This is a genomic window from Streptomyces sp. NPDC057280, from assembly GCF_042668605.1.
Classification (GTDB): Bacteria; Actinomycetota; Actinomycetes; order Streptomycetales; family Streptomycetaceae; genus Streptomyces.
Genome location: NZ_JBHUYR010000001.1, coordinates 2,056,699 through 2,074,021, shown reverse-complemented (window position 1 = coordinate 2,074,021; position 17,323 = coordinate 2,056,699). Strand labels below are relative to the sequence as shown.

Genomic DNA, 17,323 nt, shown 5'->3' with positions numbered 1-17,323 from the left:
GCTCAGGGCCGCGAGCGCAGCGCCGGGTGGTCCGCGACCACGGTGCAGGATCCGGGAGCGATCTCCGTGAAGCCCGCGTCCCGCACCAACGGCAGCCCGCTGGACGTGAGTTCACTCCACCGACCGGCGGCCGCCGTGCGCACGGCGAGCGGGAAACCGGCGTCCCGCCAGGCCGTCCGCTGCTCCTCCGACAGCTCCCACCAGGCGAGCTGAGCCCCGTGCCCCGCCTGCGCCATCGCCTTGCCGGCGGACATGTCGAGATCCGGGCTCATCCACAGCACCGGCACCCCGTGATCGACGTCCCCGGGGGTCTCCGGGTCGTCGAGATCGGTCCCGGACACCTGGAGCTTGGCCAGCTCCTTCGGCCACCCGTCGAGCGGCACCGGCGGAAAGACCCGCACCTCGGCCGACTTGCCCGTGACCGTGATCCCGGGCAGCGCCTCGGCCTTCCGCCACTCGGCGCCGCGCGCCCGCCGCACGACCTTGCGGATCCGGGCGTCCTGCCAGTCCCGCATGACCTGGGCCCACTCCCCGCCCTCCAGGGACCGTTCGTCGCTGAGGATCAGGAGAACGGCACGCGCGGCGGTCTCCAGGGCGTCGGTACGGGCAGGAGGAGCGGCACGCTCGATACGGACGACCAGAGGCAGGACGAACTGAGGGGCCTGGTCGCGCACATCGGCTTCGGGGGTAAAGGGGCTGGCGTTCACCCGGCCACCTTAAGGCGACATCATTTGGCCATGGAACGCGATATGCAGCTGGACAACGTGGGCCGCCGCTACGGCCTGCGCGGCCCATGGGTCTTACGGGGCATCCACCTCACCCTCGCCCCCGGCACCCTCACCCGCATAGAAGGCCCGAACGGCACGGGCAAGTCCACGCTGCTGCGCCTCCTCGCCCGCCTCGACGCCCCCTCCGAGGGCAGGGTCAAGGGCCGCCCCCGCACGGCCTACGTCCCCGAGCGCTTTCCCTCCGCCCTCCCCTTCACGGCCGCCGGCTACCTCACCCACCTGGCCACGATCCACGGCCTCACCCGCGCCTCCGCCCAGCGCGCCGCCGCCGACACCCTGGAACGGTTCGGCGCCTCCTCCTACGCGCACACCCCCATGGCCCAGCTCTCCAAGGGCAGCAGCCAGAAGGTCGCCGTCGCCCAGGCCCTGCTCGCCGAACCGGAACTCCTCGTCCTGGACGAGGCGTGGACCGGCCTCGACACCGGCGCGCGCGCCGAACTGGAACGGGCCGTCGCCGAACGCACCGCGGCCGGCGGAGCGGTGGTGTTCGTCGACCACGATCCGCAGCGCCTCGCGGGGGCGACCGACGCCGTGTACGCCGTACGCGAGGGCGGTCTCGAACGTCGTACGACATCGGTGGTCCCCGACTCGGTGGCCGACGGCCCGCATGTCGTCGTCGAGGCACAGGGCCCCGCGGGCGGGCGGCTGCCCGCGGACGCGCACCGCACCGCCACCACCGCCGAGGAGCCGGCACCCGGCACCTACCGGCTCACCGTTCCCGCGTCCCACTCGGACGTCCTGCTGCGCACCCTGCTGACCGCCCGCCCGCCCTGGCACGTCGTGAGCGTGCGCCACGAGACACCGGAAGGCGGCCGATGACCGCGCTGCTCCGCTACCAGACCGCCCTCCTCGTGCGCTCGCAGCGCTGGCTGCCGCCGGTGATCCTGTACGCCGTGTTCCTCGGGGTCGGTGTGCAGAGCGGGCAGCCGATCCTGGACTCCCTCGGCTATGCCGCCGCCGCGCTGCTGCCGGTCGCCGCCTGGCTGGTGCGGATCTGTGTCGCGGGCGAGCCGCCCGCCGCCCGGGCCTGCGTCTCCGCCGCGGTCGGGCCCGCCCGGGCGCATCTCGCCGCGCTGCTGGTGGCGCTGGCCGGCGCGGCGGTGCTCGGCACGGTCGCGACCGTGCTCGTGACGCTGATCAGCGACCCGGTGAGCTCCGACCACCAGATCCGGGTGCCCAGGCTCCCGGCCGGCGGGTCCGGGCTGCTCGCGGTGCTGGCCTGCGCCCTGCTCGGCACGGCGGTCGGGGCCCTGACCACCTGGCCGCTGCTGCGTTCACCGGGCCGGGCGGTGCCCACGATGCTGCTCGCGGCCCTGCTGTCGGTGGTGGTGACCGGCTCCCCGGCCCACGCGGCGGTCAGTGGCCTGGTCACCGGTTCTCAGAAGGGGACGGTCCCGCTGCCGCTGCTGCCCCTCGTGGCGGCCGTGGTGGTCACGGCCGTGGCGCTCACCGTGGCCTGCGCGCTGACCTCCCGCCGCTCACCCTGAACAGGCGGTCCGCTGCGCCTCCTGCCACTCGCAGACCGGGCACAGCGTGATCCCCTTGTACGACTCCGGGTACTCCGTCGGCTTCCGGCACAGCACACAGTCGGCGTACGGCGGTCCTTCGGCGACGGGCGGCTTCGGGACCTCGCGGATCGTGCAGTAGTCCTCGCTCATGTCTCCAGCCTAGGACGGCCCGTCCGTCGACCCGATCAGCTCGGAGACCTTCACGAACTGGTACCCCTGGGCGCGAAGTTCCGGCACGATCCGCCGCACCGCCCGCTCGGTCGCCGGTGCGGCACTGCGCGTGCAGTGCATGACGACGACGGAGCCGGGCCGGACGCCTTCGAGGACCTGCGACGCCACGGCGTCCGCGTCGGTCGCGAAGGCGTCCCCGCTCACCACGTCCCACTGCACGGCCGTGACGCCGACAGGGGTGAGCGCCTTGAGCGCCGTGCGGTCGTAGCAACCGCCCGGGAAGCGGAAGTACGGCATCGCGTCCGGCACCCCCGCCTTGCGGAAGGCGGTGTACGCGCGCTTGACATCGGCCCGCATCCGCTCCTCGGACAGCGTGGGCAGCCCGTAGCAGTCACCGGTGAAGGCGTAGTGGCTGTACGAGTGGTTCGCGACCTCGAAGAGCGGGTCCCGGCCGATCGACCGGGCCTCGGCCGGGTACTCCTCGGCCCACCGGCCCGTCATGAACACGGTCGCCGGCACCTTCAGCGCCCGCAGCGTCGCGATGAGCCGCGGGTTGTCGAAGTGCTCGCCCGCCGCCGCCCGCGCCCCCTGGTCGGCGGTCATGTCGGCGTCGAAGGTCAGGGCGACGGCCTTGTCCGGGGTGCGGGGGCCGTGCTTGAAGACGGGGGTGAGACCGGACGGGCCGGGGGCCAGGGTCGGGGGGCGCGAGGGGGCGGCGGCGGAGGGGGCCGGGTGGGCGGCCTCGGCGCGGGGTGCCCGGGGGGTGGCGGCGCAGGCGGTGAGCGCGGCGCCGAGGGCACAGACGGCGGCGACTTGTCGTACTCGAATGATCACCCTACGAACATAAAGGGATGAATCGGGCGGAACTCGGATCGCCGCACGTCATGCCCGGTGAAAGCCCTCGATCAGGCGCCCTTCAGCAGCCGCTTCCGGCATGCCTCGACGTCGAAGTCCGCCTTCGGGTACTGCGGGTCCAGGGCCTCCAGGTGCTCCAGGAGGAGACGGCTGACGGCCCAGTTGCGGTACCACTTGCGGTCGGCGGGGATCAGGTACCAGGGCGCCCGCGGGGTGGCGCAGCGGCGCAGGGCGAGTTCGTACGCCTCCTGGTAGGCGGGCCACAGTTCCCGCTCGTCGATGTCGCCGGGGTTGAACTTCCAGTGCTTGTCCGGGCGGTCGAGGCGTTCGAGGAGGCGGGCGCGCTGTTCGTCGTAGGAGAGGTGCAGGAAGCACTTGATGAGGGTCACGTCGTTCTGGGCGAGGGACTGTTCGAAGCGGTTGATGCGGGCGTAGCGGCGGGTCAGTTCGGCGCGGGGGGCCAGGCCGCGGACGCGGGCGATCAGGACGTCCTCGTAGTGCGAGCGGTCGAAGATGGCGATCTCGCCGGGGGCCGGGAGGGCCTGGCGGATGCGCCAGAGGAACGGGTGCTTCAGCTCCGCGGGGGTCGGGGCCTTGAACGCCTTGATGCGGCAGCCGGACGGGTTCAGCAGACCGATGACGTGCTTGACCGTGCCGCCCTTGCCGCTGGTGTCCATGCCCTGGAGGATCAGCAGGACGCGGCGCCGGTCGCCCGCCGTGCTCGCCGCCCACAGGCGCTCCTGGAGGTCCGCCAGGCGCACGCCCATCTGTTCGATCTCCGCCAGGGCCGCCTTCTTGTCCTCGGGGGCGCCGGGGGTCGCCCGGGCGTCGTAGGAGCCGAGGTCGACCCGCTTGCCGCCGTCCGGCACGCGGAGCAGCTCGCTGAGGCTCTGCTTCTCCTTCTTGGCCTTCTTGGCCTTCTTGGACCCCTTCTCGGCCACGGCGCACCCCTTCCGGTCCGGTCGTCCCTCGATCGTGCGCCCGGAGGGAAGGGGCCGCCAGCCGGGGTGCCCGAAACGCCCCGCCGTCCGCCGCCCTACCTCCGCCAGGGCCCCGTCACGGCGAACGTGGTCCCCGGCGTATAGCAGTTGACGAACATGGTCCGGCCGTCCGGCGAGAACGTGACCCCCGCGAACTCACCCCATTCGGGCTCCTCCGCCGTGCCGATGTTCTGCGCGTTGCGGGCCATCGCGTAGACCTCGCCCCGCCGGGTCACCCCGAACACGTGCTGTGCCCCGTTGCCGTCCTCGCAGACCATGAGGCCGCCGCTGGGGGCCAGGCAGATGTTGTCGGGGGACTCGCCGGGCAACTGCACGTCGGTGTCCGGGCCGAACACGATCACCAGGGTGAGGTGGCGGGCGGCGGGGTCGTACCGCCAGATCTGCCCGTAGTGGTCGGCGGCCGAGCCGTCCGCGCTGCGGGCGAAGGAGGAGACGAAGTAGACGCAGCTCCCGCCCCAGTAGCAGCCCTCCAGCTTCTGTGCGTGCGTGATGCCCTTCGGGCCGAAGTCCTGGAGACGGACGGGCGTCTGCGCGGCGAGCGGGTCCGGTACGTCGACCCACTCGATGCCCTCGAAGCACGCACCCGTCTCCTGGATGGAGGACAGGTCGGGTACGCCGGGCACGCGCATCGCCTGGAGCCGGCCGCCCGCGCGCAGCGAACCGAGGCCGCCGAGCGGCTTGTCGGGCAGGAAGCGGTAGAACAGGCCGAACGGCTTGAGGAACGCGTCCTCCGTCTCGTAGACGATGCCGCGCTTCGGGTCGACGGCGATCGCCTCGTGCTGGAAGCGCCCCATCGCCGTCAGGGGCACCGCGCCCGAGCGGCGCGGGTCCGCCCCGTCCACCTCGAAGATGAAGCCGTGGTCCTTGGTGTAGCCGTTGGTGCCGGCCTTGTCCTCGGTCTCCTCACAGGTCAGCCAGGTGCCCCAAGGAGTGGGCCCGCCCGCGCAGTTGACGGCCGTGCCGGCGATGGCGACGCGCTCCGACAGGACGTTGTTGCGGGCGTCCAGGGTCAGCGCCGTACAGCCGCCCTTGCCCATCGGGTCGTAGGTGAGGCCGTCGATCGTCGGGACCGGGACCTTGCCCGTGACGCGGTTCTCGTGGTTGCGGACCAGGTGGGTGCGGCCGTGTCTGCCCGCGAAGGCCGACATGCCGTCATGGTTGGAGGGGACCTGGCCCTCGCCGGAGCGGAGCTGGTCGCCCTCGCGGGAGAGGACCTGGTAGCGGAAACCTTCCGGCAGATCGAGCAGGCCGTTCGGGTCGGGGACGAGCGGGCCGTAACCCGTGTGGCCCAGGTGCTGTGCGGCGGCGGTGCCGGTGAAGAGCTCGGAGAGGGCGCCGGTGAAGGCGATCCCCACCCCCAAGGCGCCGGAGCGGGCGAGGACCTGACGTCGCGTTGCGGACATGGAGCAGCAACCTTCCTGCTGGCGGACAGGATGTGACGCCGCTGTGTCTATCACCTGCGCCGGGTCACGGGAACCACGCGCGTAGCACGTGTCACCGGTCGAGGCCTCGGTCGGCCGGGTGCTCCTGGGCCTTCTCCAGGAAGCGCAGCAGTTCCACCGGGAAGGGCAGCACCAGCGTGGAGTTCTTCTCGGCGGCGACCGCCACGACCGTCTGGAGCAGCCGCAGCTGGAGTGCGGCGGGCTGCTCGGACATCTCCTTCGCGGCCTCGGCGAGCTTCTTCGACGCCTGGAGTTCGGCGTCGGCGTTGATGATGCGGGCGCGGCGCTCCCGGTCGGCCTCGGCCTGGCGGGCCATGGAGCGCTTCATGGTCTCGGGCAGCGACACGTCCTTGATCTCGACGCGGTCGACCTGCACGCCCCAGCCCACGGCCGGGCTGTCGATCATCAGTTCCAGGCCCTCGTTGAGCTTCTCGCGGTTGGACAGCAGGTCGTCCAGCTCGCTCTTGCCGATGATGGACCGCAGCGAGGTCTGCGCCATCTGGGAGACCGCGAACTTGTAGTCCTCGACCTTCACGAGCGCGCTCGCCGCGTCGACCACCCGGAAGTAGACGACCGCGTCCACGCGCACCGTCACGTTGTCCCGGGTGATGCCCTCCTGGGCGGGGACCGGCAGCGTGACGATCTGCAGGTTGACCTTGTGCATCCGGTCCACCAACGGGACCACCATGGTGAACCCCGGCTCCCGTACGTCGTGCAGCAGCCGGCCGAGCCGGAAGACCACCCCGCGCTCGTACTGCTTGACGACCCGCGCCCCGGCGGCGACGTAGATCACCCCGGCGGAACCGGCGGCCACGGCCACGGTGAGCAGCTCCTGGAGCATGACGACCCCCTCGGTGAGAGGCCTGTTCTGTCCGCTCCTGCAACGATATGCCCGGTGCCTGGCAGGGGGCCAGGCACCGGGCGGGGGACCGGTCGGGGGACCGGTCGGGGTACTACGCGGCGATCAGCGGGGGGCTACGCGGCCGTCACCTTCACCGGCTCCGTCCCGACCGCGCTGTGGCGTTCGGCCCAGTTCTCCAGGGCCGTGCGGCAGGCGTGGTCGAGGTGGTGCAGGCCGGAGAGGTCCAGCTCCACCGGGCGGTCCTGGGGCAGCGACTCCAGGCTGTCCAGGATCTTCGGCAGCCGCAGGAAGGTCGCGTTGCCCGAGAGGTACGCCTGGACGGGGCCGGCACCCTTGTCGACGACCTCCAGCTTGAGGTGCGAGGCCTCCCAGGCGGTCTTGGCGACCGCCAGCGCGAGACCGATGAGCACGCCCTCGAACATGCTGACCGCGACGATCGACACGGCCGTGACCATGAGAATCAGCGCCTCGCCGCGATGCTCGCGCCACAGCGAGACGACCTCCCGGACCGGGATCAGCTTGGCGCCGGAGTAGACCAGGATGCCCGCGAGGGCCGGGATCGGGATGTAGGCGAGGACGCCCGGCAGCAACGCCGCGAACAGCAGCAGCCATACGCCGTGCATGACCCGGGACGCCCTGGTCCGCGCGCCCGCCTGCACGTTGGCCGCGCTGCGCACGATCACCGCGGTCATCGGCAGCGCGCCGAGCACACCGCAGAGCGCGTTGCCCGCGCCCTGCGCGACGAGTTCCTTGTCGTACTCGGTGCGCGGCCCGTCGTGCAGCCGGTCCACCGCCGCCGCGCAGAACAGCGACTCGGCGGACGCGATCAGCGTGAACGCGACGATCGTGGCGAGCACGCCGACGCTCGCGAGCTCCCCGAAGGCCGACGCGGACGGCGGCTGTACGGAACCCAGCAGCCCCTGCACCTCGACGGTCGCCACCGGCATCGAGAACACCAGCGCGGCGAGCGTGGCCAGGCCGACCGCGGCGAGCGGGCCGGGCACGGTACGCACCGCCGCCGGCATCCGCTTCCACAGCACCAGCACGGCGATGGTGCCGGCGCCGAGTCCGAGCGAGGCCAGCGCCCCGCTGTCGCCGAAGGCGTCGACGAGCGCGCCGGGCAGCCCGGCTATCTTGCCCAGGCCCGAGGCGGGGGCCTCGGTGCCGGCCATCGCGTACAACTGCCCGGCGATCAGCACGAGGCCGATTCCGGCCAGCATGCCCTCGACGACGGAGACCGAGATGGCCCGGAACCAGCGGCCCAGCTTCAGGGTGCCCATGAGCATCTGGAGCAGGCCGGTGGCCAGGACGATGACCCCGAGGACGGGCAGCCCGAACTCCCGCACCGCCTCGAAGACCAGCACCGTCAGTCCGGCGGCGGGTCCGGAGACCTGGAGGCTGCTGCCGCGCATGCAGCCGGCGACGATGCCGCCCACGATGCCGGTGACCAGGCCCAGTTCGGCCGGGACACCGGAGGCGACGGCCACGCCGACGCACAGCGGCAGCGCGACCAGGAAGACGACCAGGGAGGCGGCGAAGTCCTGCCGCAGATGAGGGTATTTGGTCATCATGCCGATCACAGCGCCTCGAACGCGTCGGTGTCCGCGCGGTGTTCGCGCACGGCTCCGGTGTGGACCTCGTAGTACCAGGCCCGCAGGGTGAGTTGACCGGCCGACAGCTTCTTGTCGATGAAGGGGTAGGAGCGCAGGCGCAGGACCTGGGCCAGGACGTGGCTCTGCACTCCGTCGGCGACCTCGGGGTCCTCGGCCGCTCCGGCCGGGCGTGGCTCGGCGCGGGCGAGCCAGTCCCGTACGGCGGGTACGGCGTCGAGGTCGTCGCCGCGCACCAGGGCGCCGACGGCGCCGCAGTGCGAGTGGCCGCAGACCACGATGTCGCTCACGCCGAGGACCTCGACGGCGTACTCGATCGTGGCCGCCTCACTGGTGGGGTGCTCGGAGACGTACGGGGGGACGATGTTGCCCGCGGTGCGCAGCTCGAAGAGCTCGCCGGGGCGGGCGCCCGTGATCAGGGCCGGGACGACCCGTGAGTCGGAGCAGGTGATGAACAGAACCTGGGGGGATTGGCCTTCGGCGAGCTTGGCGAACTCCTCAGGGCGCTGTCCGAACAGGCGGGCGTTGTCGATGAGGGGCTGCATGCGGTGACTCCTCCTGGCGCGCCACGGCGGCGCGTCGGACGTACATGACAGTGGGGGGTCAGGCAGCCGGTTCCGTGATCGCGGCGGCGGAAGACCTGAAGAGCCGCCGGGAACGGGCTGCCCGGGCTCTGAGAACCCGCTGGGAAACGGGGCGAGCCGGGTGCTGAGCTCTGGAGTGAGCTTTGGGTTGAACATCACGGACGGTGTGCGCGGTTGCGAACACATCCGTGAGAGTGAACGTCCGAGGGGTGAGCGGGGCGGCGGGGCGAGGCGCGAGCACGGTCGGTGCCGTCGTACCTCGAAGCATGCGCCCCTCCTCCCGGCAGTTCACGGCTTACGTGGAGACCAAGCGATGGTCAACGGCTGGTCAAGAAACACGTTAGCCCGGCAAAGTCGTTTGCAGGGTTAACTTAACGTTTCGAGCTGAAGAGAGCCTGAAAAGCGCGGGTGGCGTGGCGTGAACTGGTCCTTGACCTGGGCGGTTGTGCCGGGTTAAGCGGTCTCGACGAGCCGCTTGCCGTCCCGGGCCAGCGCGGTGAGCCGGGAGATCGCCCGGAAGTACTTCTTGCGGTACCCGCCCTTCAGCATGTCCTCGCTGAACAGCTGGTCGAACGGCAAACCGGAGGCCAGGACCGGGACTTCGCGGTCGTAGAGCCGGTCCGCGAGGACCACGAGCCGCAGGGCGGTCGACTGGTCCGGAACCGGCCGCACATCCGTGAGGCAGACCGCGTTCAGGCCATCGGTCAACGCACCGTAGCGGCTGGGGTGGACGCGGGCGAGGTGCTCCAGCAGCTGCGGGAAGTCGTCGAGCGAGGCGCCCGCGGTGGCGTACGCCGTCTTCGTCACCTGTTCGTCCGAGTACGGCGCCGGCGCCTCGGGCAGGCCGCGGTGGCGGTAGTCCTCGCCGTCGATGCGCAGGGTGCGGAAGTGGGCGCTCAGCCCCTGGATCTCGCGCAGGAAGTCGACCGCCGCGAAGCGGCCCTCGCCGAGCTTGCCCGGGAGGGTGTTGGAGGTGGCGGCGAGCGCGACGCCCGCGTCGACGAGCTTGCCCAGGAGGCTGGAGACGAGGACGGTGTCGCCCGGGTCGTCGAGCTCGAACTCGTCGATGCACAGCAGGCGGTGGTTCGAGAGCGTCTGGACCGTCTGCTGGAAGCCGAGGGCGCCCACGAGGTTGGTCAGCTCGACGAACGTGCCGAAGGCCTTGAGGGAGGGCTCGGCCGGGGTGGCGTGCCAGAGGGAGGCGAGCAGGTGGGTCTTGCCGACGCCGTAGCCGCCGTCGAGGTAGACGCCGCGCGGGCCGGCGGCCCCCTTGGTCCCCTTGGTCCTCGGCTTGTCCTTGCCCTTGCCGAACCCGAAGAAGCCGCGTTTGCCGCCGGTGACGGCGTGCGCCCCGCCGAGGCCGCCCGCGAAGCCTTCGAGGACCTTGACGGCCTCGAACTGGCTGGGCTGGTTCGGGTCCGGGATGTACGTGCTGAAGCGGACCGAGTCGAAGCGCGGCGGCGGCACCATCTCGGCGACCAGGCGGTCGGCGGGGACGTGCGGCTCGCGGGCGCACAAGGACACGGGGGCCGCGTCTGCTATCGGGCTGATCCCGGAGGCGGCGGAGGAGGACGACACGGTTCCCCATGGTAGGCGTCGTGCCACACTGCACGACATGCGACGCCTGTTCCCTGTGACCGACCAGACAGCGACGACGGCCTCCGGCGGTGGGGCCGGGGATGAGGGGGCGGGGGGTGCGGGGGAGGCTTCTGGGGCTGTAGGGGCTCTCGGTACCTCTGAGGTCCCGGGGGTCGGCCTGATCGACCGGGAGTGGAGCCTTGCGGAGCTGTCCGCCGCCTACGCCTATCCCGAGTCGGTCACGGACCCCGCCGGCGCCACGGTTCCCTGGCTGCGGGCCAACATGGTCTCCACGCTCGACGGGGCGGCCCAGCACGACGGGAAGTCGCAGCCCATCTCCACCGCCGCCGACATGCGGATCTTCGGCACGCTGCGGGGGCTGGCGGACGTGGTCGTCGTCGGCGCGGAAACGGTACGCCAGGAGGGGTACCGCCCGGCACGCGCGCGTGCGGAGTTCACGGCGGCCCGGGAGGCGGCCGGGCAGGGACCGGCGCCGGCGATCGCGATCGTCAGCGCGAGCCTCGACCTCGACTTCTCCCTTCCGCTTTTCACCTCCCCCCTGGTCCCCACCCTGATCCTGACCGGCGCGGCCGCCGCTCCCGACCGGGTCGCCACGGCGGAGAAGGCCGGCGCCCGGGTGGTCGTCGCCGGTGACGGGGTCGGCGTGGAGCCCGTGCGGGCCGTGCAGGCGCTCGCCGACCTCGGCTTCAGCCGGCTGCTCACCGAGGGCGGGCCCCGTCTTCTCGGGCAGTTCGTGGCCGCCGGGGTGCTGGACGAGCTGTGTCTGACCGTCGCCCCGATGCTCACCGCGGGGGACGCCCAGCGGATCGCCGGGGGGCCTTCTGTCGCGGTTCCGCAACGGTTCGCACTGGTGTCCCTCTTGGAGGGGGAGGGGTTTCTCTTCAGCCGCTACCAGCGCACTTGAAATTCGATCAGTGGTACCGCCGGTCCCGAAAACGGCGGAATCAACCGTTCCGTTTAGCTTCCGACGGGCACACTGAATCTCGCAGTCCCCGTGAGATCACGGGGCAGGATGGTTTCCGCAGAAGGGGCGCGCGGTGTTCACAAGCGTTTTGATGATCGAGAAGGCCCTGACGTCCGCCGACGTGGAGTTCGTCACGACGTTGCACGGGGACGAGCAGGTCGCGTTCCATGTGCTCCTCCAGCCGCGCGGCGACCAGGCCGACCGGCTGCTCAGGGCCATCGACGACGTGGCGCTGGGCGAACTGGACGAGGCGGCGCGCGAGCGGGAGGTCCCCGAGGGCGAGGCCGCGAAGGACTTCGGGGAGCGGGCGCTGGAGGTGTCCCTGCAGGCACTGCGGGGCTCCGGGAGCGAGGCGGAGGGTCGGCTGATCGAGGACCACCCGCTGGACGCGCTGAAGTCGCTGGTGGAGGAGATCGGCGCGGACGAGGTGATCGTGCTGACCGATCCGCACTACGTGGAGGAGTTCTTCCACCGTGACTGGGCCTCGCGGGCCCGGCACAAGGTGGGGGTGCCGGTGCTGAAGCTGTTCTCGCACAGCAAGGCGTAGGTCCGGCCGACGGGCGGCGGGTCCGTCGCTGTCGGCGGCTCGGCTTAGGCTTGGCCCAGCCTTGTTTCAGATGCACCCAGCCTTATTTCACATGCACAGGGAGACACGCATGGCACCCGGCCTTCCCACCGCCATGGACCGACCGCACTTCATCGGCATCGGCGGCGCCGGGATGTCGGGGATCGCGAAGATCCTCGCGCAGCGCGGGGCGAAGGTCGCGGGCAGCGACGCCAAGGAGTCCGCGACCGCCGAGGCGCTGCGCGCGCTGGGCGCGAGCGTGCACATCGGACACGCGGCGGAGCACCTCGCCGATGACGCGAGCTGTGTCGTCGTGTCGTCGGCGATCCGCCGGGACAACCCCGAGCTGGCCCGCGCCGCGGAGCTGGGCATCCCGGTGGTGCACCGCTCCGACGCCCTCGCGGCGCTGATGGAGGGCCTGCGCCCGATCGCGGTCGCGGGCACCCACGGCAAGACGACCACGACGTCGATGCTGGCCGTGTCCCTGACCGAGCTCGGCCTGAACCCGTCGTACGCCATCGGCGGCGACCTCGACGCCCCCGGCTCCAACGCGCTGCACGGCGAGGGCGAGATCTTCGTCGCCGAGGCGGACGAATCGGACCGCAGCTTCCACAAGTACGCGCCCGAGGTCGCCATCGTCCTCAACGTCGAGCTGGACCACCACGCCAACTACGCGTCGATGGACGAGATCTACGAGTCCTTCGAGACCTTCGCCGGAAAGATCGTCCCCGGCGGCACGCTGGTGATCAACGCCGACCACGAGGGCGCGCGCGAGCTGACCCGGCGCCTGGCAGGTTCGGTGCGGACGGTGACGTACGGAGAGGCGGAGGACGCCGACGTGCGGGTCCTGTCGGTCGTCGCGCAGGGCCTGAAGAGTGAGGTCACGGTCGTCCTGGACGGCACGGAGCTGGTGTTCACGGTCTCGGTCCCCGGCCGCCACTACGCGCACAACGCGGTCGCGGCCCTCGCGGCGGGCGTGGCCCTCGGCATCCCGGCGGACGAGCTGGCGCCCGCGCTCGCGGCGTACACGGGCGTGAAGCGGCGCCTGCAGCTGAAGGGCGAGGTGGCCGGGGTCCAGGTCATCGACTCCTACGCCCACCACCCGACCGAGATGACGGCCGACCTGGAGGCGATGCGGGCCGCCGCCGGTGACGCGCGCATCCTGGTGGTCTTCCAGCCCCACCTCTTCTCCCGCACCCAGGAGCTCGGCAAGGAGATGGGCCAGTCCCTGTCCCTCGCGGACGCCTCCCTGGTCCTCGACATCTACCCGGCCCGCGAGGACCCGATCCCCGGCATCACCAGCGAGCTGATCATCGAGGCGGCGCGGGTGGCGGGCGCGGACGTGACGGCGGTCCACGACAAGGCGGAGGTCCCCGCGGTCGTGGCGGGAATGGCGAAGCCGGGCGATCTGGTTCTCACCATGGGCGCGGGTGACGTGACGGACCTGGGCCCGCAGATCCTGGACCGCCTGTCGAAGTGAGGGGCTGAGCTTCATGTCGTACGACGTCGAAAAGCCGGAGGAGCAGTGGCGGGCGGAGCTGACCCCGGCCGAGTACGCCGTGCTGCGCCAGGCCGGCACGGAGCCCGCGTTCACGGGTGAGTACACCGACACCAAGACGAAGGGCGTCTACTCCTGCCGCGCCTGCGGCGCCGAGCTCTTCACCTCCACCACGAAGTTCGAGTCCCACTGCGGGTGGCCCTCCTTCTACGACCCGAAGGACACCGACGCGGTCGAGCTGATCGAGGACCGGTCGCACGGGATGGTGCGGACGGAGGTGCGGTGCGCGCGGTGCGGGTCGCACCTCGGGCACGTGTTCGAGGGCGAGGGGTATGCGACGCCGACGGACCAGCGGTACTGCATCAACAGCATCTCGCTGCGGTTGACGCCGGACGAGGGCTGATCCTCGGGCCGTCGCGGACGCTCTGACGCGCGGGGCCGGGGTCAGCGGAACAGGCTCGGTACGGGGCAGGTTTCCAAGGGGGCGTCCGCGCGGTCGGACCACTGCCACCAGATGTGTCCGGTGGGGCATTTCCACAGGGCCCGGCAGGTTCGCCTGCCGTCGTCCTCACGGAGGGTGAGGACGAGGCCGCGGTCCTTCAGGGGGCGGCCACATGCGGGGCACTGGGGAGGGGCGGGCATGCGGCGCACCCTAGTCGAGCGTCTCCCTTGCCCGGGCGGCTGGGAGGGGTCTCGCCGCCCGGACGGCGGCCGCCCCGGCTGACCGGAACTCGGTCGGTCCGTCGTGCGGGACGGGATACTCGGGTCTTCCAGGCATGGGCGACCAGGGGAGCTCAGCGGTGAATTCTGCCGGAGAGACGGGCCGTTGGGGCGGCCGGCATGCGGTGGTCGTGGGTGGCAGTCTCGCGGGACTCCTCGCGGCGCACGTGCTGGCCGGTCACGCCGATCGGGTCACCGTCGTCGAGCGCGACCGGTTCCCGGACGACGGTGGGGCACGGCCCGGCGTCCCGCAGGGGCGGCATCCGCATGTGCTGCTGCAGGGCGGCCAGACCGCCATGGAGTCGCTGCTGCCGGGCTTGATCGCGCAGCTGCGGGAGGCGGGCGCGCCCCGGGTGGGCATGCCGACGGACATGGTGCTGTGGCAGAACGGCCGCTGGTTCCGCCGGGTGCCGACGTCGACGTACATCTACACCGGCTCCCGCGCGCAGCTCGAAGGGCTCGTGCGACGGCGGGTTCTCGCCAATCCGGCGATCAGGGTCGAGGAGGGCGCCGACGTCGTCGGGCTGACCGGTGACGCGTCCCGGGTGCGGGGGGTTCTCGTGCGGGACCGCTCCGACGACAGCCGCGCCGCACCCCGGGTCCTGGACGCCGACCTCGTCGTCGACGCCTCCGGCGGCGGCACCAAGGCCGCGCAGTGGCTCGCCGGGATCGGCGCGGTGCCCCCGCACGAGGAGACCATCGACACCGGGCTCGCCTACGCCTCCCGCGTCTACCGCGGCAAGGCGGGCGTCCTCGACGGCGACACCGTCGGCTACTACGTCTATCCGGGCACCGAACAGGTCCACGGCGGCGGTGCGCTGCCGCTGGAGGACGGCACCCATCTGGTGATCGTCTCGGGGCTGCGCGGCGACGAACCGCCCACGGGCGACGACGAGTTCGTGACGTACACCAAGCGGCTCGGCCATCCGCTCCTGGATCGCTGGATGGCGGACGCCGAACCGCTCTCCCCGGCGTTCGGCTACCGGCGCACCGCGAATGTCCGGCGCCGCTACGACCGGCCCGGCCCTCCCGCCGGGTTCCTCGCCACCGGCGACGCGCTGTGCGCCTTCAATCCGATCTACGGGCAGGGCATGGCCGTCGCCGCGATGAGCGCGGTGGCCCTGCGGGACGCGCTGGCCGACCGGCGCCGGAGGCCCACGACGCGGCGCGTGCAGCGGGCGCTGCTCGGGGCGTCCCGGTCGGCCTGGGACATCTCCGCCGGGGCGGACCGCAAGATGCCGGGCGCGGTCGGCAACGCGCTCGACGGCCGGTCCACGGACCGTGTCACCGGCTGGTATCTGCGCCGGGTCCAGGAGCGCTCGCCCGGTGACGTGGTCGTCGGGGACGCCTTCCGCGCGGTGCTCCACCTCTCCGCGCCGGTCACCGCGCTGTTCGCGCCGGCCGTGGCCAGGGCGGTGCTCTTCGGTGCACCCGCGCCGACACCGACGCAGCCTCCGGAGCGGCCGGAGGCGGCGGAAGCTCGGTAGCGCCGGGGGCCGGCAGCGGTTCGGTCACACCGCCTTGAGGACGCCGTACACCAGCGCCGCCCCGCCCAGCAGGGCGATGAGCTTGACGACACTGAAGGCGAAGGCCGTCCAGGCCACCATGGCGAGGAGGGCGAGGGCGAGCAGCCAGGCCAGGGCCGGGGCCAGCCGGGAGATCTGGGTGAACAGGCCGGACGGGGCCTTGACCGGCGGCCTCGGCGGCGTGCCCTCGCGGATGTAGCGGACGACGTCCGGGAGGCGTTCGCCGGTCAGTCCGGCGCCGTGGCCGCCGGCGAGGTTCAGGAACTGCACGGTGCCGGACGGGGTGACGTCGAAACCGCAGAACCCGCCGACGCCGATGTCCCGCATGCCGAGCCCGCGCAGTCCGCTGCACAGCCAGCCCACCGGCTTGTCCGCCGCCCCGCAGGCGTTGACCAGCGTGCCGACCTGCTGCCGGTCGGCGAAGTCGCGCCAGGCGAAGTCACGGGGCAGCACACTGCCGGCGAGGTAGACCCGGTCGAAGCGCAGCGAGCGCACCTGGGAGAGGGACTGCCCGAACATGTACGTGCCGTTGCTGTGCCCCACGAAATGGATCTTCGCTTCGGGATGCCGGGCGGCCTGGTAGCTGTACTGGTCCTGGAACCAGCGCAGGGTCCGGCGCCGGCTGACCGGGAAGGCGAAGTTGAACGCCGACAGCCAGCCGTAGGAGGCCCGTACCAACAGGGTTCCGTCGGGTCGGCCGCCGTTCTGGAGTGCGTCGCCGAGGTCGGTCACCCAGGTGCCGATGCCGGCCCGGATGCCGTGCAGGAGGAACACCACGCGTTCGATGTCCCGCTCCTCCGCGGGCAGCGGGCTCGGGTCGGTGATCTCGACGTCGCCGACGATCGCCCGGCGCAGGATGCCGTAGCGTTCCCCGGGCCTGTCCTCCGGTACGCCGCTGATCCGCACGATGTCCTGGTGGCCCGCGCGCGGGATGTACAGCTCCGCGCCCGTCACGCCGCCCTCCACGTCCCGGCTGTCCTCGGGTTCGATGAGCGGGTCCGCCAGCCCACGCACCTGCACCACCAGGGGTGCCTGGTGGCCGAGTTCACGGAAGAGCCGTATCCACTCGAGCCGCAGGTCGGTCATGAAGGGGGCGCCGGCGAGCAGTTCGAGCGACGCGAACCGGCGGGCGACACCGGCCGCGAGGACCGTGGCGAGGCGTACGGGGCGGCGCAGCCTGGCCGGTTCGACGCCCCGGTTGGGGGCGGCCAGCAGCACGATGCGGGTCACGTGGCCGGTCCACGGCGCTGCCCGGCCGCCCAGTCGGCCGCGTCCGCGGAGATAGGCGTAGCGCAGCAGCACGCCGCCCGCGCTGTGGCCGACGAGCACGATCTCGGGCGGCCGGCCGGCCTCCGTCCAGTAGGCGCCGATGCGCTGATGGAGCGTATCCGCGAGGGCCGCGAGCGAGCCGCGCGTCAGCGGCCGGAGCACCTCGTCGTCGGCGTGCCCGGGCTCACTCCGCAGCCGGGCGAACAACTCGTCGGCGGCGCCGGGCTTCTCGGTGAGACTCCGGACGTAGACGATCAGCCGCCCGGTCTGCGCGGGCGCGGGTGCGTCGGCCATGGTGTTCCCCCGTTCGTCCATCCGTCCCGTCCATGGACAGTCCTGCCTTCAGAGTGGCGCAGGTCAC

17 protein-coding genes are annotated in these 17,323 nt (G+C 72.1%); 7 read left to right on the top strand and 10 right to left on the bottom strand.

What is annotated here, in order from left to right; genetic code table 11:
- Positions 1-2: 2 nt before the first annotated feature.
- Positions 3-707 carry a peptidyl-tRNA hydrolase gene (locus ACFUO4_RS09395; protein WP_383481688.1) on the bottom strand — a complete coding sequence of 235 codons (705 nt, stop codon included), beginning with the start codon at positions 705-707 and terminating at the stop codon, positions 3-5.
- A gap of 30 nt (positions 708-737) precedes the next feature.
- Between ACFUO4_RS09395 and ACFUO4_RS09390 the strand changes: the two genes are divergently transcribed.
- Together ACFUO4_RS09390 and ACFUO4_RS09385 are read left to right on the top strand one after the other, a co-directional pair.
- Positions 738-1,607 (top strand): ATP-binding cassette domain-containing protein, encoded by an 870-nt coding sequence (locus ACFUO4_RS09390; RefSeq protein WP_383481685.1) that lies wholly within the window; start codon positions 738-740, stop codon positions 1,605-1,607.
- Positions 1,604-2,275: an ABC transporter gene (locus ACFUO4_RS09385; protein ID WP_383481682.1), complete on the top strand. Its 672-nt coding sequence runs from the start codon at positions 1,604-1,606 to the stop codon at positions 2,273-2,275. The genes ACFUO4_RS09390 and ACFUO4_RS09385 overlap by 4 nt, the downstream gene beginning before the upstream one ends.
- On the opposite strand, the gene ACFUO4_RS09380 is transcribed toward ACFUO4_RS09385, so the two are convergent.
- The 8 genes from ACFUO4_RS09380 to zapE all read right to left on the bottom strand — a co-directional run bounded on the left by ACFUO4_RS09380 (position 2,267) and on the right by zapE (position 10,399).
- Positions 2,267-2,446, bottom strand: a complete 180-nt coding sequence (locus ACFUO4_RS09380; RefSeq protein ID WP_383481679.1) for a hypothetical protein — start codon at positions 2,444-2,446, stop codon at positions 2,267-2,269. The two genes, ACFUO4_RS09385 and ACFUO4_RS09380, sit on opposite strands and share 9 nt — an antisense overlap.
- A gap of 9 nt (positions 2,447-2,455) precedes the next feature.
- Positions 2,456-3,301 carry a polysaccharide deacetylase family protein gene (locus ACFUO4_RS09375; RefSeq protein WP_383481676.1) on the bottom strand — a complete coding sequence of 282 codons (846 nt, stop codon included), beginning with the start codon at positions 3,299-3,301 and terminating at the stop codon, positions 2,456-2,458.
- Between the two features lie 71 nt (positions 3,302-3,372).
- Positions 3,373-4,263 carry a PPK2 family polyphosphate kinase gene (locus ACFUO4_RS09370; RefSeq protein ID WP_383481671.1) on the bottom strand — a complete coding sequence of 297 codons (891 nt, stop codon included), beginning with the start codon at positions 4,261-4,263 and terminating at the stop codon, positions 3,373-3,375.
- Positions 4,264-4,358: 95 nt separating this feature from the next.
- Positions 4,359-5,726: a PhoX family protein gene (locus ACFUO4_RS09365; RefSeq protein ID WP_383481668.1), complete on the bottom strand. Its 1,368-nt coding sequence runs from the start codon at positions 5,724-5,726 to the stop codon at positions 4,359-4,361.
- A 91-nt stretch (positions 5,727-5,817) separates the two neighbouring features.
- Entirely contained in the window at positions 5,818-6,606 is a 789-nt protein-coding gene (locus ACFUO4_RS09360; RefSeq protein ID WP_079311500.1) for a slipin family protein, read from the bottom strand.
- Between the two features lie 134 nt (positions 6,607-6,740).
- On the bottom strand, positions 6,741-8,198 hold the full coding sequence (locus tag ACFUO4_RS09355; RefSeq protein ID WP_383481665.1) for a SulP family inorganic anion transporter: 1,458 nt from the start codon (positions 8,196-8,198) through the stop codon (positions 6,741-6,743).
- Between the two features lie 5 nt (positions 8,199-8,203).
- The gene (locus tag ACFUO4_RS09350) at positions 8,204-8,782 is read right to left on the bottom strand and encodes a carbonic anhydrase (RefSeq protein WP_059195600.1); all 579 of its coding nucleotides are present in this window, start codon (positions 8,780-8,782) and stop codon (positions 8,204-8,206) included.
- 492 nt (positions 8,783-9,274) lie between these two features.
- Positions 9,275-10,399: a cell division protein ZapE gene (gene zapE, locus ACFUO4_RS09345; RefSeq protein ID WP_383481660.1), complete on the bottom strand. Its 1,125-nt coding sequence runs from the start codon at positions 10,397-10,399 to the stop codon at positions 9,275-9,277.
- Positions 10,400-10,436: 37 nt separating this feature from the next.
- Here zapE and ACFUO4_RS09340 point away from each other — a divergent pair, with 37 nt between their 5' ends.
- The 5 genes from ACFUO4_RS09340 (at position 10,437) to ACFUO4_RS09320 (ending at position 15,654) form a co-directional block, all read left to right on the top strand.
- On the top strand, positions 10,437-11,324 hold the full coding sequence (locus tag ACFUO4_RS09340) for a pyrimidine reductase family protein (RefSeq protein WP_383481657.1): 888 nt from the start codon (positions 10,437-10,439) through the stop codon (positions 11,322-11,324).
- Between the two features lie 133 nt (positions 11,325-11,457).
- Complete coding sequence (locus ACFUO4_RS09335) at positions 11,458-11,931, top strand: indole-3-glycerol phosphate synthase (protein WP_383481654.1); 474 nt, start codon at positions 11,458-11,460, stop codon at positions 11,929-11,931.
- 109 nt (positions 11,932-12,040) lie between these two features.
- A complete protein-coding gene (gene murC / locus ACFUO4_RS09330) occupies positions 12,041-13,429 on the top strand; it encodes a UDP-N-acetylmuramate--L-alanine ligase (protein WP_079311495.1) in 1,389 nt (462 codons plus the stop codon).
- 13 nt (positions 13,430-13,442) lie between these two features.
- Complete coding sequence (gene msrB / locus ACFUO4_RS09325) at positions 13,443-13,850, top strand: peptide-methionine (R)-S-oxide reductase MsrB (protein ID WP_079311494.1); 408 nt, start codon at positions 13,443-13,445, stop codon at positions 13,848-13,850.
- Between the two features lie 448 nt (positions 13,851-14,298).
- A complete protein-coding gene (locus ACFUO4_RS09320; RefSeq protein WP_383482383.1) occupies positions 14,299-15,654 on the top strand; it encodes an FAD-dependent oxidoreductase in 1,356 nt (451 codons plus the stop codon).
- A 24-nt stretch (positions 15,655-15,678) separates the two neighbouring features.
- Here ACFUO4_RS09320 and ACFUO4_RS09315 read toward each other — a convergent pair whose 3' ends face one another.
- Positions 15,679-17,256 (bottom strand): alpha/beta fold hydrolase, encoded by a 1,578-nt coding sequence (locus tag ACFUO4_RS09315; RefSeq protein WP_383481649.1) that lies wholly within the window; start codon positions 17,254-17,256, stop codon positions 15,679-15,681.
- Between the last annotated feature and the right edge of the window lie 67 nt (positions 17,257-17,323).